The 15671-nt window shown below is 58.6% G+C and carries 15 protein-coding genes; 12 read left to right on the forward strand and 3 right to left on the reverse strand.

What is annotated here, in order from left to right:
- The first annotated feature begins 192 nt into the window (after window positions 1-192).
- The 6 genes from D8U71_RS18650 to D8U71_RS18675 are packed head-to-tail and all read left to right on the forward strand — an operon-like array spanning window position 193 to window position 6470.
- Window positions 193-555, forward strand: a complete 363-nt coding sequence (locus D8U71_RS18650) for a GtrA family protein (RefSeq protein WP_110603291.1) — start codon at window positions 193-195, stop codon at window positions 553-555.
- The gene (locus D8U71_RS18655) at window positions 552-2021 is read left to right on the forward strand and encodes a UbiA family prenyltransferase (RefSeq protein ID WP_241664241.1); all 1470 of its coding nucleotides are present in this window, start codon (window positions 552-554) and stop codon (window positions 2019-2021) included. Before D8U71_RS18650 ends, D8U71_RS18655 begins: the two co-directional genes overlap by 4 nt.
- Entirely contained in the window at window positions 2018-3334 is a 1317-nt protein-coding gene (locus D8U71_RS18660) for an FAD-binding oxidoreductase (RefSeq protein ID WP_130888390.1), read from the forward strand. The genes D8U71_RS18655 and D8U71_RS18660 overlap by 4 nt, the downstream gene beginning before the upstream one ends.
- Window positions 3331-4071, forward strand: a complete 741-nt coding sequence (locus tag D8U71_RS18665; protein ID WP_130888391.1) for an SDR family oxidoreductase — start codon at window positions 3331-3333, stop codon at window positions 4069-4071. The genes D8U71_RS18660 and D8U71_RS18665 overlap by 4 nt, the downstream gene beginning before the upstream one ends.
- Before the next feature lie 11 nt (window positions 4072-4082).
- Window positions 4083-5030: a lysylphosphatidylglycerol synthase transmembrane domain-containing protein gene (locus D8U71_RS18670; protein WP_312023556.1), complete on the forward strand. Its 948-nt coding sequence runs from the start codon at window positions 4083-4085 to the stop codon at window positions 5028-5030.
- 21 nt (window positions 5031-5051) lie between these two features.
- Window positions 5052-6470 carry a glycosyltransferase family 39 protein gene (locus D8U71_RS18675; RefSeq protein ID WP_177434922.1) on the forward strand — a complete coding sequence of 473 codons (1419 nt, stop codon included), beginning with the start codon at window positions 5052-5054 and terminating at the stop codon, window positions 6468-6470.
- A 46-nt stretch (window positions 6471-6516) separates the two neighbouring features.
- Here the strand turns inward: D8U71_RS18675 and D8U71_RS18680 are convergent, their stop codons facing one another.
- Complete coding sequence (locus D8U71_RS18680) at window positions 6517-8136, reverse strand: FMN-binding glutamate synthase family protein (protein ID WP_125925656.1); 1620 nt, start codon at window positions 8134-8136, stop codon at window positions 6517-6519.
- Between the two features lie 158 nt (window positions 8137-8294).
- Window positions 8295-9095, reverse strand: coding sequence for a LuxR C-terminal-related transcriptional regulator (locus D8U71_RS18685; RefSeq protein ID WP_016773377.1), 801 nt, complete (start codon window positions 9093-9095; stop codon window positions 8295-8297).
- Between the two features lie 124 nt (window positions 9096-9219).
- On the opposite strand from D8U71_RS18685, the gene D8U71_RS18690 reads away from it, so the two are divergent.
- From D8U71_RS18690 to D8U71_RS18710, 5 genes are all read left to right on the forward strand, one after another.
- Complete coding sequence (locus D8U71_RS18690) at window positions 9220-10041, forward strand: carbon-nitrogen hydrolase family protein (RefSeq protein WP_130888392.1); 822 nt, start codon at window positions 9220-9222, stop codon at window positions 10039-10041.
- Window positions 10042-10308: 267 nt separating this feature from the next.
- Entirely contained in the window at window positions 10309-11634 is a 1326-nt protein-coding gene (locus D8U71_RS18695) for an APC family permease (RefSeq protein WP_110603279.1), read from the forward strand.
- Between the two features lie 68 nt (window positions 11635-11702).
- Complete coding sequence (locus D8U71_RS18700) at window positions 11703-12113, forward strand: NUDIX domain-containing protein (protein ID WP_110603277.1); 411 nt, start codon at window positions 11703-11705, stop codon at window positions 12111-12113.
- A gap of 23 nt (window positions 12114-12136) precedes the next feature.
- Window positions 12137-12775 (forward strand): LysE family translocator, encoded by a 639-nt coding sequence (locus D8U71_RS18705; RefSeq protein ID WP_110603276.1) that lies wholly within the window; start codon window positions 12137-12139, stop codon window positions 12773-12775.
- Window position 12776: 1 nt separating this feature from the next.
- Window positions 12777-13274, forward strand: coding sequence for a GNAT family N-acetyltransferase (locus D8U71_RS18710; RefSeq protein WP_122611878.1), 498 nt, complete (start codon window positions 12777-12779; stop codon window positions 13272-13274).
- Window positions 13275-13425: 151 nt separating this feature from the next.
- On the opposite strand, the gene metR is transcribed toward D8U71_RS18710, so the two are convergent.
- On the reverse strand, window positions 13426-14343 hold the full coding sequence (gene metR, locus D8U71_RS18715; RefSeq protein ID WP_016773382.1) for a transcriptional regulator MetR: 918 nt from the start codon (window positions 14341-14343) through the stop codon (window positions 13426-13428).
- Between the two features lie 216 nt (window positions 14344-14559).
- On the opposite strand from metR, the gene D8U71_RS18720 reads away from it, so the two are divergent.
- The gene (locus D8U71_RS18720) at window positions 14560-15594 is read left to right on the forward strand and encodes an alpha/beta hydrolase (protein ID WP_130888393.1); all 1035 of its coding nucleotides are present in this window, start codon (window positions 14560-14562) and stop codon (window positions 15592-15594) included.
- Window positions 15595-15671 lie beyond the last annotated feature (77 nt).

Consider the following 15671-nt stretch of genomic DNA (forward strand, 5'->3'; position numbering starts at 1 on the left):
TTTTCGGTTTGATGGGCACGGCGATTAACGGTGAACGCATTGAAATCGCACGCGATGAGCAATTGACACGTGAGTACGACAAGATGACCGCTGGTCGGATAAAGCCCTCTACCTGTAATTTCTGACAGTAGACCGTTTTCAAGCTCCGGCCTAGCTTGGAGGTCCGTCCTCTGGAAGCGGCTGGCAACCACCATGAAAGGATTCTCTGCAACTACCGTTATCGGACTGGCCGATGCGCTCATCCATTGGCAAATATTTTTCGTGCTCTGTCAGGCGGCCGCCCTGAGTCAGGCAGCCAGCAACTTTGCGGCGTTCTGCGTAGCTGCTGCGCTCTCTTTCTATCTGAACATGCTTTATATCTTTGAAAGGGAAACGCCGGTATTTCCCTATCTGATGTTCATCGGCCTGATGGGCGGCGTCAGTTTTGGCGTGGGTGTCATCGGGGACGTCTGGCGCTTGTCCGGGCTGGTGACGGTCGCTTCGTTTTCGCTGGTGAATATTGTTTCAGGGTACTGCGTTTTCCGCTTTGTCCTTTTTAGAGGGCGACGGGCATGAACGTCTCGCTGCCTGACGTACTGCCGATGTCAGCGTCCTGCGCTACTTCAATGCCCTTCGTGGTTGATCTGGACGGGACCCTCGTCAAATCTGATCTGCTGTTCGAATGTGTGATGTCCTTTGTCCGCAGCAAACCATTGCACTGCCTGAAACTTTTACCCTGGCTCTGGCATGGCAAGGCGTATCTGAAAGATCGACTGGCAATGGCGACGGACATCGATGTCGCGACTTTGCCCTATGATCCCGACGCGCTCCGGATGATTGAGGAACAGCGCAATGCCGGTCGGAAAGTTGTTCTGGCCACGGCCAGTCATCACACATTGGCGGTACGTATCGCCGAGCACCTGAAGCTCTTTGATGACGTTTTGGGTACGACCCTTGAGCAGAACCTTTCCGGAACGAACAAGCGTGATGTGCTGGTGACGTTATATGGGGAAAAAGGGTTCGATTACATCGGTAACTCGCTGGACGACTTGCCGATTTGGCGCTCGGCCAGACGTGCATATATCGTCAACCCTTTAGCAGGCGTCGAACGCGCCACCCGGCACATGGATAACGTAGTTCAGGTGGTTCAATCTCGGGTTACGTACTTCAGAAGTTTGTACAAGGCCTTGCGCATTCATCAATGGATGAAGAATGTGCTGATTTTCGTTCCCCTTCTTGCGGCGCATCTAATGGCCAATCCGCTGCTGTTGGGGCGCGGCATGCTGGCCTTCATACTTTTCGGCTTGTGTGCATCGAGCGTCTATCTCCTGAATGACTTGCTCGACCTGAACGATGACCGCAAGCACCCGACCAAACGCCACCGACCTTTCGCCAGTGGATCGTTATCTATCCAGTCCGGTCTGGTGGTTTTTCCCCTGCTGTTGTCAGCTTCGTTCATCGGTGCCTTGTTGTGGCTGCCTCATCCATTCGTTGCCGTGCTCGCCTGTTATTACATCTTGACGCTGGTGTATTCGCTGGCGCTGAAGCGGTTGATGGCACTGGATGTGATCGCCTTGGCGCTGCTTTATACCTTGCGCATCATTGCCGGTGGCGCCGCGTTTGGCCTCGACCTGACGGGGTGGATGCTGGCTTTTTCCATGTTCATGTTTTTGAGCCTCGCGCTGGTCAAGCGCTATGCCGAGCTGTTGCTGGCGCTGCACAGCGGCATCACCGGTAAGACCGGCGGCCGCGACTACTTTCCTGCGGACCTGGCAATGCTCTCCTCTTTGGGGGCCGCATCCGGTTATCTCGCCGTCCTGGTGTTAGCGCTTTACATCCATGACAGCGTGACTACCCAGCTGTACGCATCTCCCCGATGGCTCTGGTTTGCCTGCCCATTGATGCTGCTCTGGATCACCCGTATCTGGCTCCTGACGCATCGCGGCCGCATGAATGAGGATCCGGTGGTTTTCGCACTGCGTGATCGCTTGAGTCTGGTGATGGGAACGGCGTTCTGTCTGATTTTCTGGATGGCGGCATGATGGCCTCGCTGGCTTCCTGGGGAAACTATCCCCATGCCCCGCAGAGTGGTCGTCCCTGCCACTGGCAAGCGGATATCAGACCGCAGTGGCAGCATTTGATCGAATCTCACGGGACAACGTTACCGTTTGGCAATGGCCGCAGCTATGGCGATAGCTGCATGGCCGCAAGCGATCATGTGCTGCAATTACGCCCCCTGAACCGCTTCATCGAAGCCGATTGGGAAAACGGTGAGATCTGCGCAGAAGCGGGTGTGACACTGGGCGAGATTCTGCAATTGGCCATTCCCCGCGGCTGGTTTTTACGCGTCACGCCCGGTACGCGGCATGTAACGCTGGGTGGGGCGGTGGCCAATGACGTCCACGGGAAAAATCACCATCGCTGCGGCACGTTTGCTCATTCGCTGGTGTGTTTTGAACTGCACCGATCCGTGCAATCGCCGATGGTCTGTTCGCTGCGGGAAAATCCTCAGTGGTTTGCTGCAACGATCGGCGGGCTCGGCCTGACGGGCGTGATTACCTGGGTGCGCATTCGTCTGCGCAAGATCCAGTCGAGCCTGATCGACAGCACACGGGTGCGTTTTGACTGTCTGGATGATTTTTTTGCCCTGTCGGCCGACATGGATGCGCAGCATGAATACAGCGTCGCGTGGATCGATTGTCTGGCCAAGGGCAATGCGCTAGGGCGCGGATGCTTCACGGCTGGTGATCATTGCGTGGCGGGGCCCCTTGAGGTCGCTGCACCACGTTGTCTGTCTGTCCCGATCCGCCCTCCGGTATCGCTGATCAATTCGCTCACCTTGAAACTGTTCAACGATCACTACTGGAAACGGCAGCCAACGAACGGACAACATCAAAAGGTTGGCTACAGCTCGTTCTTCTATCCGCTGGACCGTATCGAAAACTGGAATCGCATCTACGGACGCAGAGGTTTCCAGCAATTTCAGTGCGTATTGCCGGCCTCGGTTGCAGCCGTGGCACTGGCCGAATTACTCAAGTCGATTGCGCGTAGCGGCAGTGGCTCTTTCCTCGCGGTGCTCAAGCGTTGTGGCGACATTTCTTCGCCGGGATGGCTTTCCTTTCCTATGCCCGGTACTTCATTGGCGCTGGACTTTCCACACGACATAGATCTGCCGAAAAAACTTCTGCCACGGCTCGACGCCATCGTGCGGGAAGCAGGCGGTCGTTTGTATCCAGCCAAGGACGCTCACATGAGCGGCAGCGATTTTCGCCAGGCCTATCCCGCCTGGGAGCAACTGGAAGCGATGCGCGACCCGGCCCTGATCTCCCGTTTCTGGCAGCGAGTCACTCGATGAAAAAAATACTGATTGTGGGCGCCACCTCGGCGATTGCCTGCGCTTGCGCACGATTGTGGGCGGCTGATCGCAGCGAATTGTTCCTGGTCGCCAGGGATGCGCAAAAGCTCCAGCAAACCAGTGTCGATCTGCAGGCTCGAGGTGCCAGAGCCGTGACCACGTACGTCATGGACGCCAGTGATATCGCCGCACATCCGGTCATGTACGAGAAGTGCCTCGCGACGTTGCAGACGGTGGATATCTGTCTGATTGCCTATGGCTCGCTGCCAGATCAGCAGGCGTGCGAACAACACGTTGAACAGGCCATGGAGCAGTTCGCCAATAACGGCAGTTCAATGATCGCGCTGTTGACGCTGTTGGCAAACCGCATGGCTGTCCAGCAGTACGGCACGCTGGCGGTCATTTCCTCGGTTGCCGGGGATCGAGGACGACCTTCCAATTACCTGTACGGCGCGGCAAAGGCGGCGGTGTCCACGTTCTGCGAAGGCCTGCGGGTACGCTTGTTCAAGGCGGGTGTGCATGTGATCACGATAAAGCCCGGGTTAGTCGACACGCCCATGACGCAAGGGCTGGCGCTGCCCTCCTTGCTTGTAGCGCAACCGGATACGGTTGCCCGGCGAATAGTCAGAGGGATCAATCGACAGGTGGCGGTGCTGTATGTGCCCGGGTTTTGGGGGCTGATCATGTGGCTGATTCGGGTGATGCCGCAGCCGTTGTTCAAGAGGCTGAACCTGTGAATCAGAGACTGATGTTATCCGGGTGGCGCTATCGCGTTTTGATTGGCTCGGTAATCTGCTCCGCCCTCGCTTATCTCGCTGTTTCCCTGTGGGGTGGGTGGTCGGCTGTGAGCGTGGCGGTCAGTCGAGTGGGCTGGTGGCAGTGCGGGCAAATCGTCAGCGTGGTTTTGCTTGGATACGGTCTGCGTTTCTTGCGTTGGCAGGGTTATCTGTCTGCCCTGGGCCACCGGTTGCCCTGGCGGCCGAGCTTGAACATCTACCTGGCCGGATTCGCCCTGACGACTACTCCCGGCAAGGCCGGGGAGGCGTTGCGCGGTGTTTTGCTCAAACGTTTGGAGGTGCCTTACGCACAGAGCTTTGCCGCGCTGTTCAGTGAGCGGCTTGCGGACCTGCTGGCGATGGTGGGCCTGGCATTGTTCGGCTTGAGCGCGCATCCGGAATGGTTGTCGATGATCGTCGCCAGTTTCGTCCTCCTGGCATGCGGTGCATCGATGATGTTTTCCCCAAGCCTTGCCAGCGCGATTGATCGTCGCACTGAGCAACGGCACGACAGATTCTCGCGGTTGCTGGGGCATGCCGTTCAGGTATTGCGTCAGTCGCGCCGCTGTCATTCTCCTCGTCGCGTCATGGGCGCAACGCTATTGAGCCTGCTGGCCTGGGGGCTTGAAGCATTGGCGTTTTACTGGATTTTGCAGGCGATGGGCGCGGACGTGAGGCTGACGTTAGCGATCTTTATTTATGCGGTGGCCATGTTGGCGGGGGCGTTGAGTTTCATGCCGGGCGGCTTGGGCAGTGCCGAAGCAGTGATGCTAGCGCTGCTGGTTTCAGGCGGAGTCGGGTTGGCAGATGCGATCGCGGCGACGGTTTTGTTGCGGCTGGTGACGTTGTGGTTGGCGGTCGGGGTGGGGATGCTCGCACTTTTATGGAAGAGGTCGGTAGCCGGTTTTGCTCATGGCTGAGTAACTACTGAGGAGATGAAAATGGACATTGAGTCGCGAAAGTACAAGTTGGCAATGCACCTGTGTCTGATTGGCGCGATTGGATTTGGCCTGTATGTAAGGTTGCGCAACATCGATGCTACTGGCCTGTGGCTGGATGAGGCCTTCAGTGTATCGGTAAGCGATCCGCAAAATGGATTCTTTGACGTTTATCGAACTACATTGAATGATGTTCATCCTCCCTTTTATCAGATTTTACTGTGGGCTTATTATCATGCTGTCGGATTTGGAGAGCACACAGGGCGGTATCTCTCTGCGGTAATCGGCGTGCTGTTGATTCCCGCTATATTCCTCCTCGGGCGCGAATTGTTTGATGAGCAAATAGGGCTCATCGTTGCGTGGTTGGCATCGGTCAACAGTTTTTTGGTTCAGTATTCGCAAGAGACTCGCTCTTATGCGCTTTTGACGTTGCTTACCGTTTTGTCTTTTGTGGTCTTTTTGCGTTGCTTGAGTCGAGGCAGGGGGCAGGATTTTTTTTGCTACTGGCTGATTTCCGCTGCACTGATAAATACTCATTACTTCGGCTATCTGCCGGTCTTTGCTCAGGTGCTTGTGTTGCTTCGCATGATCTTGCGCAGTGAAGTCCAGAGCCAAGTTATATACAAGTTCGCTTGCGCTGGATTTTTCGCCGCGTTAACCGTGGTTCCTGCTTTATCGTACGCTGAGAGTAGCTTTTCGCGGGAGTTCTGGATTCAACCGCCTGAGGATGTGTTTTTTTTCAAGGTTTTCCTGTCGTATTTTGGAGATTCGTTTTTAGCTGCTTTGTGCGCAGTAATCTTGATTACAGGGCTGGTTTCGATAGCTGGAAATCCTGCAGGCGCAAGTACTTACAGGCTAATTATGTTCTGGGGGGTAGTAGGAATTGTGGTGCCCTATGTCTGTTCTGTTTATCTACGGCCGGTGGCGACTATACGCAATTTTATTTTTCTTCTGCCTGCGGTATTGCTGGTAGCTGCGCACGCGGTTGGCAATATAAGAGATGTGACAGTAAAAATGTTAATGCTGGTGGTTTTGATGACATTTTCTGCTACGCCTTTATTCAAGGATGTCAGTTATCTAAGGGATCCTGAAAATCCCTACTCCCGCGAAACGCACATGAGAGATATCGTCATCTCTGTAATGGGTAAGTCAAAGGTGTTGCCAATTTATTCGCTTGATGCGGTTCAGTTTGGCGTCTATTTCAAATTGCTGGAGTCTCCGCTGCTTGTGAATAATTTAGAGAAGCTGAAAGCTGATTTGTCGTTGCCCGGTCGCCCAAAAGATTTTTATGTTCTGGAAACGAACTATGGTGCTGGCTTTGCTCAGGAAGTCGAACTTTTGCAAAGATACGAAGCAAAAATTATCGATAAGGAAGAAATAGGTCATGTGCGTTTATTCAAGATACGTACGTTTGCACCATGATCGGTAAGGGTGTGCATTCCGAATGGAAATGCACACCTTTCAGCCGTTACGCAGCGACGACTTCTGCCGGCTCAAAACTGTCCGCCCGTGCCATCTGCCACATCCGCGAATAGAACTCGCCATTCACTTCGCCAGTAAGCAATTCCCCCGGTTTCAGAAACACGTGCAGCTGCGAAAACAGTTTGATCTCGGTTGCCGACATGCGACGCACCAGATGCTTGGCCGACAGTTGCGAAGGATGATCAAGCCCGGCAGCAGCGAGCATCTCCGCCAGCGCTTTGAGCGTGCTGCGATGGAAGTTGTAGACGCGCTGGGCCTTGTCCGGCACCACCAGAGCGCGTTGGCGCAGGGCGTCCTGGGTGGCGACGCCGGTCGGGCATTTGTTGGTGTGGCACGACTGCGACTGGATGCAGCCGATGGCGAACATGAAGCCGCGCGCCGAGTTGGCCCAGTCGGCGCCGATGGCCAGCACGCTGGCGATGTCGAAGGCGCTGACGATCTTGCCGCTGGCACCGAGTTTGATCTTGTCGCGCAGGTTGAGGCCGACCAGGGTGTTGTGCACGAACAGCAAGCCTTCGCGCATCGGCACGCCGATGTGGTCGGTGAACTCGACAGGCGCTGCGCCAGTGCCGCCTTCCTTGCCATCGACGACGATGAAGTCGGGAAGAATGCCGGTTTCCAGCATGGCCTTGGCAATGCCCATGAATTCCCACGGATGGCCGAGGCAGAACTTGAAGCCCACCGGCTTGCCACCGGACAGTTCGCGCAGTTGCTGGATGAACTGCATCATCTCGATCGGCGTGGAAAACGCACTGTGGCGCGACGGCGAAACGCAGTCTTCGCCCATCAGGATGCCGCGGGTTTCAGCAATCTCTTTGGTGACCTTGTGCTTGGGCAGGATCCCGCCGTGGCCGGGTTTGGCGCCCTGGCTCATCTTGATTTCAATCATGCGCACTTGCGGATTCTGTGCCTGTACGGCGAAGCGCTCCGGGTCGAAACGGCCGTCGCTGGTGCGGCAGCCGAAGTAGCCGCTGCCCAGCTCCCAGGTCAGATCACCACCATGTTCGCGGTGATACGGGCTGATGCTGCCTTCACCGGTGTCGTGGGCGAAGTTGCCGAGTTTCGCCCCCTGATTCAGCGCCCTGATCGCGTTCGCGCTGAGCGAGCCGAAGCTCATCGCCGAAATATTGAAGATCGACGCCGAGTACGGCTGCGTGCACTGCGGACCACCGACAGTGACGCGGAAACCGTTCGGGTCACTCAACGGCGCCGGGCGCATCGAGTGGCCGATGAATTCGAAGCCGGACTGGTAGACGTCGATCAGCGTGCCGAACGGTTTGTCGGCGGTTTCGTTTTTCGCTCGCGAGTACACTAGCGAACGCTGGGCGCGGGAGAAGGGCAGGGCGTCGCTGTCGGACTCGAGCAGATACTGGCGAATCTCCGGGCGGATACCTTCGACCAGATAACGGATGTTGCCCAGAATCGGATAATTGCGGCGCACTGCATGGCGCGTCTGCAACAGGTCGAACACGCCGAGCAGGCTCAGCACCCCAGTGACGGCAGTGATCGGCCACAGCCAGTCATGTTCGAGAAAGGGCAGGCTGGCGAGGGTGAAAATCACGCAGACGGCAAAGAAGGCGTAGCGGCTCAGCAAAGACAGGCTCATACGGGTTCCTTGGTTCGGACTCAATTTTGTGCAACGGCACGCATTTCTGTGGGAGCGAGCCTGCTCGCGAAGACGGCGGACCAGCCAACCTTGATGTCGGCCATGAGGGCCTCTTCGCGAGCAGGCTCGCTCCCACAAAAAGCGTTAGTCACATTGTTTCAGGCGTTCTGCGCCTGCAGAAAAATCGAAAACAGCTCGGACTGGGATTTGATCCCCAGCTTGCTGTACATGTGTTTCTTATGGACTTTCACGGTTTCCACGGAGATTTCCAGCTTACGGGCGATTTCTTTGCTGGAACAACCGCTGAGCATCAAACGCCCGACGTCCAGTTCCCGCGCGGTCAATTGGGCGCCCTTGAGCTGTTGCACCGAGGCTTCCAGTTGCACCCGCCAGTCTGCCTGCGCAGGTGCGACGGCGAGGGCCACGGTTTCGTTGATTTCGTAGGGCAGGCGCTGGCGTAGCAGGCCCAGCACCCACGGTTGAATCAAAGACAGCAAAGCGATCTGTTCGCCAGTGAAACGTTTTTCACTGCCCAGCGACAGGCACAGCGTGCGCTCGCCTTCGAGCTGGCAATTGAACTGGATTTCGTCGGCCACCACATTCAGACGAAAGTATCGCTGGTAATACTCGGTCAGCTCGAAATGCTCCGGCGCGACTTCCGAAAGGCGATACAGGCCGGTGCGCGACTGCTCGCGGCAGGCGATGTAGAACGGATCGAGCAGATACAGCCCGCGCAGGTAATCCTGGAACAGCGGGTCCGGGCTGCCGTCCTCGCCGGGGCATTCGGCGAAGACTTGCGGATGCTGATCGGCGCTGAACAGCAGCACCACCCAGCTATCGAACGCCACGTACTGCTCAAGCAGACGCACCAGTTGCGCCCAGAAATTCGGCTTGTCGAGCGCGTCGATCAGTTGCCCGACAGCGCGGTGCCAAGTGATGTCATTCAACGAAAGTGTCATCGATCTACCCCTATCGGGTTACCCCGGCCGCGTGATTCCCTGGCCGGTTGCTTGCTGCGCATACTGGCCCACAGACAGGCACCGGGCAATCTTTCCGGGCCGGGCCACATAACAAGGGATAACCATGAAAGTCGAACTCGCCCAACTGGCGGGCCGTGACAACGACACGGCTTACAACCTGCAACGCGCACTGGCGGCGATTGCTGCCTGCGCGGCCGACACGCAGATGATCGTGTTCCCGGAAACCCACCTGATGGGCTTCCCCAACGCCGAAACCGTGGCGCAGATCGCCGAACCGCTCGACGGCCCGACCGTCAGCGCCGTGCTCGCAGCAGCGCGTGAGCGTGACATCGCTATGGTGATCGGCATGGCCGAAAACGACAACGGCCGCTTCTACAACACCACGCTGCTGATCACCCCCGAAGGCATCGCCCTGAAATACCGCAAGACCCATCTGTGGGCTTCGGATCGCGGCGTGTTCGAAGCCGGCGATCGTTACGCCACCTGTATGTGGAACGGTGTGCGCGTGGGCCTGTTGGTCTGCTACGACATCGAGTTCCCCGAAACCGCCCGCGCCCTGGCGCAACTGGGTGCGGAATTGCTCATCGTCACCAACGGCAACATGGACCCGTACGGCCCGACCCACCGCACCGCGATCATGGCCCGTGCCCAGGAAAACCAGGCGTTTGCGCTGATGGTCAATCGCGTCGAGGCGGGGGATGACGGCCTGGTGTTTGCCGGCGGCAGCGCGCTGGTCGATCCGCTGGGTGCGCTGCTGTTCGAGGCTGGGCGCGAAGAAGGGCGGTTCAGTGTCGAGCTGGATTTCACGCAACTGGAGATTGCGCGCAAGGATTATCGCTATCTGGATGATCAGCGTTTGAAGTTGCCGGGGGAGGTGGTGGAGCAGGCTTGCGGTGTTCGCGAGCTATTGATTCCACACCCATAACCGCTGCCCTCACCCTAGCCCTCTCCCGGAGGGAGAGGGGACTGACCGAGGTGTAGTTTCGAAATACATCGACCTGAGATACCGAGTCGAACTCAGATATTGAAGTCCACATAGATCGGCTCCCTTTCCCCCTCGCCCCCTTTGGGGGAGAGGGCTGGGGTGAGGGGGGTAACGATCTTCAGTCGAACAAAAATAATCAGCCACACCCGAAATTTTTGCCGAACCCGGCTCTGCCATAAATCCAATAACATTCGGAGTAAGTCGCCCATGGCTCGTTTGCAACGCACCCTTTCGCTAGGGTCGGTGGTGCTGTTCGGCATCGCCTACATGACGCCGATCATTGTCCTCGGCACTTTCGGCATCCTCGCCCAGTCCACCGCCGGCATGGTGCCGGCCGCCTATCTGGCGGCGCTGGTGGCGATGTTCTTCACCGCCATGAGTTACGGACGCATGGCCGCCGCTTTCCCGGTCGCCGGTTCGGCTTACAGCTATGTGCGCAAGGCGATCAGTCCGAAACTCGGTTTCATTGCCGGCTGGGCGGTGTTGCTCGATTATCTGTTTCTACCGATGGCGATCTGGCTGATCGGCGCCGCTTATCTGGCTTCGGCATTTCCGTCGATCCCGCAATGGATCTGGGTGCTGGCGTTCATCGGCATCACCAGTGCGATCAACATCGTCGGGCTGAAACTGGCTAACGGCATCAACGCCTTGCTGATGCTGGTGCAGTTCCTCGTATTGATTGCCTTCGTTGCGCTGTGCGTGCACTACATCGGCGGCGATGCGAGCACGCCGCTGTGGTCGATCAAACCGTTCTTCAACGGCGACATGCAGATGCCGCTGATCATGAGCGGCGCGGCGATTGCCTGCTATTCATTCCTTGGCTTTGACGCTGTGAGCACCCTGACCGAAGAGACCCGCGATCCACGCCGCACCATTCCCCGGGCGATCATGCTGATCACCCTGATTGGCGGCCTGATCTTCGTCGGCGTTTCGTACTTCGTGCAGATCGCTCATCCATCGTTCCAGTTCGACAGCGTCGACTCGGCAGCCTATGAAATTGCGCGCAATATCGGTGGCGACCTGTTCGTGTCGATCTTCCTGATCGGCCTGATCGTCGGCCAGTTCGCCTCGGGGCTGTCGGCCCAGGCAAGTGGTTCGCGACTGTTGTTCGCCATGGGCCGCGACGGCGTCTTGCCGAAGTCGTTTTTCGGCACCTTGCACGCGCGTTTCGGCACCCCGGTCAACAGCATTCTGTTGTGCGCGGCGGTGGCGTTGCTGGCGCTGAGACTCGACGTTACCACCTCGACCTCGTTCATCAACTTCGGCGCGTTCCTGGCGTTCAGCCTGGTCAACCTGTCGGTGATCTTCCACTACTGGATCGGCGGCGAGAAAAAAGGCCCGCGCGAGTTGCTGCTGTTTTTGCTCTGCCCGCTGATCGGTCTGGTCGCCGACCTCTGGCTGATGGTCAGCCTCGATCATCTGGCGGTGTGGCTGGGGCTGAGCTGGCTGGCGATTGGTGTGGTGTATCTCGCCGTGCTGACCGGTGGTTTCCGCCGTCAGCCGCCGGAACTGGATTTTCAGGAAGCGACCTGAGCTTCGTGGCTTGGCTTCCCTCTGACGGGCATGGGATCCTTGGCGCTTTTGCGCCAAGGGAGTCCTTTATGTCGACCATTCATATCGCCGCTGCGCTGCTGCTCAACCCGCAAGGCCAGACTCTGCTGGTGCGCAAGCGCGGCACCACGGCCTTCATGCAACCGGGTGGCAAGATTGAAGCCCACGAGTTGCCAGTACACGCATTGGCCCGTGAGCTGGAAGAAGAACTCGGGCTGCAGATCGACCCGGCGCAGGCGATTTTCCTCAACAGCTTTTCCGCCCCCGCCGCCAACGAGCCGGGCTTCATCGTCCATGCGGAAATTTATCAACTGACGATCGATACTGACGTCTGCCCGGCGGCGGAAATCGAAGAGGTCATCTGGGTCGATCCGGCCACTGATCCGGCGCTCGAGCTGGCGCCATTGACACGCGAGCACATCCTGCCGTTTTATCGCCGTTCACTGACGGCACTCGCCTGATCATTCCCGCAAAGGACGTTGCCATGATCCCGTTGCAAGACCTGCTGATCTTCGCCGCCGCCGCGCTGCTGATGGTGCTGACGCCGGGGCCGAACATGATCTACCTGATCTCGCGTTCGATCTGTCAGGGACGCCGCGCGGGGGTGACCTCGCTGCTTGGTGTGGTCGGAGGTTTTTTTGTGCATATGTTCGCCGCGGCGGCCGGTTTGACGGCGGTATTTCTCGCCGTGCCGATGGCTTATGAAGTGTTGAAATGGGCCGGTGCGCTGTACCTGCTGTGGCTGGCCTGGCAAGCGCTGAAACCCGGCGCGCGTTCGCCCTTCCAAGCGCAGCAATTGCCGCCGGACTCGACGCGCAAGCTGATCACCATGGGTTTTCTCACCAGCGCGCTGAACCCGAAAATCGCCGTGTTCTATCTGTCGGTGTTTCCGCAATTCATCAGCCCTGAGCACGGCTCGGTGTTCACCCAAAGCATCATCCTCGGCCTGACGCAGATCAGCGTCAGCTTCAGCGTCAATCTGTTGATCGCGCTGTTCGCCGCAGGCATTGCCTCGTGGTTTGTGCGCAATCCGACGTGGTTGGCGATGCAGCGTTATTTCATGGGCCTGGTGCTCGGCGGCCTCGCCGTAAAACTGATGCTCGAACAACGCCGGGCCGCCTGACATGTGGATCGAGCGGCTGGACGCCAGCCATGCCCTGGCTTACCGCGAACTGATGCTTGAAGCCTATGACCGGCATCCGCAGGCGTTCACTTCCAGCGTGCGCGAACGCGCGGTGATGCCGTTGAGTTGGTGGGAAGGGCGCCTGACCAGCAAGCTCGATGTGGTGCTGGGGGCATTCGATGCCGGGACGTTGGCCGGAATTGTCGGCCTGGCCTTCGAACCCCGCGAGAAGGCGCGCCACAAGGCCACGCTGTTCGGCATGTATGTTTCGGCAGATTTTCGTCGCCGGGGTCTGGGCTTTGATCTGGTGCAGGCGGCATTGGCCGAAGCGCAAAAGCATCCGGCGCTGAAACTGCTGCAGCTCACCGTCACCGCCGGCAACGACGCGGCTTTTCAGTTGTATCAGCGTTGCGGCTTCATTCAGTACGGCCTCGAACCGCTGGCGGTGCGGGTGGGCGAAGAGTATTTCGACAAGATCCACATGTGGCGCCAGCTCTGACCCAGCGATAATTTCCGCCTACTGATCGTTCCCACGCTCTGCGTGGGAATGCAGCCCGGGACGCTCTGCGTCCCATCCAAAGCCGAACGCAGAGCGTCCGTTGAGGCATTCCCACGCAGAGCGTGGGAACGATCATCTCCTGCACAGCAGATCAGCGTACGGCGCTGACCCCATCGAGGGTCGAAAACGAGGTGTCCTTGGCGGTCAGCAGGAAATCGCGCATGTACGGCGCGTCGAGCATGTCGGTGCGAATCGCCGCGTACAGTGTCGCAAACAAGCCCTTTTCACCCAAGCGCTTGCCCTTCACATAACCGCGCGAGCTGTATTCATGCAGCGCCCAGTGCGGCATCCCGCAGACGCCACGGCCGCTGGCGACCAGTTGCATCATCATCACCGTCAGTTCCGAAGTGCGCACCTGCGCAGGTTCGATGTCGGCCGGTTCGAGGAAGCGGGTGAAGATGTCCAGGCGATCGCGTTCCACCGGGTAGGTGATCAGCGTTTCCGTCAACAAGTCTTCAGGAACGATGTACGGCTTGCTCGCCAGCGCATGCTGGTTGGCCACGGCGAGCATGGCTTCGTAGGTGAACAGCGGCACGTAAGTGATGCCGGCGATTTCCAGCGGATCGGAGGTCACCACCAGATCCAGATCGCCACGGGCCAGTGCTGGCAGCGGGGCGAAAGCAAAACCCGAAGCCAGGTCCAGCTCGACTTCCGGCCAGGCATCGCGGAACTGGTCGATGGTCGGCATCAGCCACTGGAAGCAGCTGTGGCATTCGATCGCCATGTGCAGACGCCCGGCGGTGCCACCGGCCAGCCGACCAATGTCCCGTTCAGCGGCGCGCAACAGCGGCAGGGTGGCGTCGGCCAGTTGCAGCAGGCGCAAACCGGCGCTGGTGAAGCGCACCGGTTTGGTCTTGCGCACGAACAACTGCATGCCCATGCGCTCTTCCAGCTCTTTGAACTGGTGCGACAAGGCTGACTGCGTCAGATGCAGGCGGTCAGCGGCATCGACCAGGCTGTCGGCTTCGCGCAGGGCGTGCAGGGTTTTCAGATGTCGGATTTCAAGCACCGGCGGGCTCCATGAAGAAAACTTGTGACGAATGCGTAGAAGGTGAGTTTGTCTCATGGAGCACGCTTTGTCGATCTGCAGGCCAGGATCCGGCGGAGCACTCGACAGACGACCGCTCGGCACTCTTCATCAAACTGTCATGCAAGTGTGGCAGCGCGCTCGCACGAACTTCATCAGACTCGCGCTCTACTGGGGTGCTGCGTTTTGGTGTTTTTCATGTTCAAGAGATTGTTTTCAGTCGCGGCCGCGTTGGCCGCGCTTTTGTTCGGGGCCGGCTCGTTTGCAGCCGGACGCTGTGACGTCAACGTGCCGACCGAGCACGCCGAGCTGGCGCAGGTCAGTCTTGCCTATCAAAGTATCGGCCGCGCATCGGACCCGGCGCTGTTGCTGGTCATGGGCCTGGGTGGGCAGTTGATTCACTGGCCGGATGAAGTGGTTGTCGCTTTGTGCCAGCAGGGTTTCCGGGTGATCCGCTATGACAACCGCGACGTCGGATTGTCGACCTGGCGGCAGGCGCCGGTCGAGGCCAATCTGACCTTCGAAGTGCTGCGTTACAAACTCGGTCTGCCGGTCTCGGCCCCTTACAGCCTGACTGACATGGCCGACGATGCGCTGGGCTTGATGACCGCGCTGAAGGTTGAGCAATTCCACGTGCTCGGCGCGAGCATGGGCGGAATGATCGCCCAGCACATGGCGGCGATGGCGCCGCAGCGGGTGGAAAGCCTGACGCTGATCATGACCACTTCCGGCGCTGAAGGCCTGCCGGCGCCGAGTGCGGCGCTGGTGCAGTTGCTCTCGCGGCGGGGCGCGCCGAACCGCGAAGTGGCGCTGGAGCAACAGGCCGATCTGCTCGCGGCACTCGGTAGCCCGGCGGTGACGGATGATCGTCAGGCCTTGCTGCAACAGGCGGCGGCGTCCTACGACCGCGCGTTCAACCCCGAAGGCGTCAAACGGCAGATCATGGCGATACTTGCCGAGCCGAGCCGGGTGGCACTGCTCAATCAACTGCGCGTGCCGACCCTGGTGGTGCATGGCACTGCCGATCCGCTGCTGCCGGTGATGCACGGCGTGCATCTGGCGGCGCACATTCAGGGCAGTCAGTTGAAACTGATTCCGGGGCTGGCGCATCGCTTTCAGGAGGCGTTCAAGGAACCGTTGCTGGCGGCGGTGCTGCCGTATCTGCAGGCGCATCGCGAGGATACTTCGCATTGGGCGCAGGTCGATCCGGCGGCGCCGAACAATCTGCTGTAAGAGTGCGCCAGCATCCTGTCGCCAAAAAAATATCAATGTGCCACTATTGTTTGCCGCGTTGTTGCCGATAAGGCGCA

The organism is Pseudomonas sp. Sample_21 (genome assembly GCF_004307525.1).
GTDB classification, from domain to species: Bacteria; Pseudomonadota; Gammaproteobacteria; order Pseudomonadales; family Pseudomonadaceae; genus Aquipseudomonas; species Aquipseudomonas atacamensis.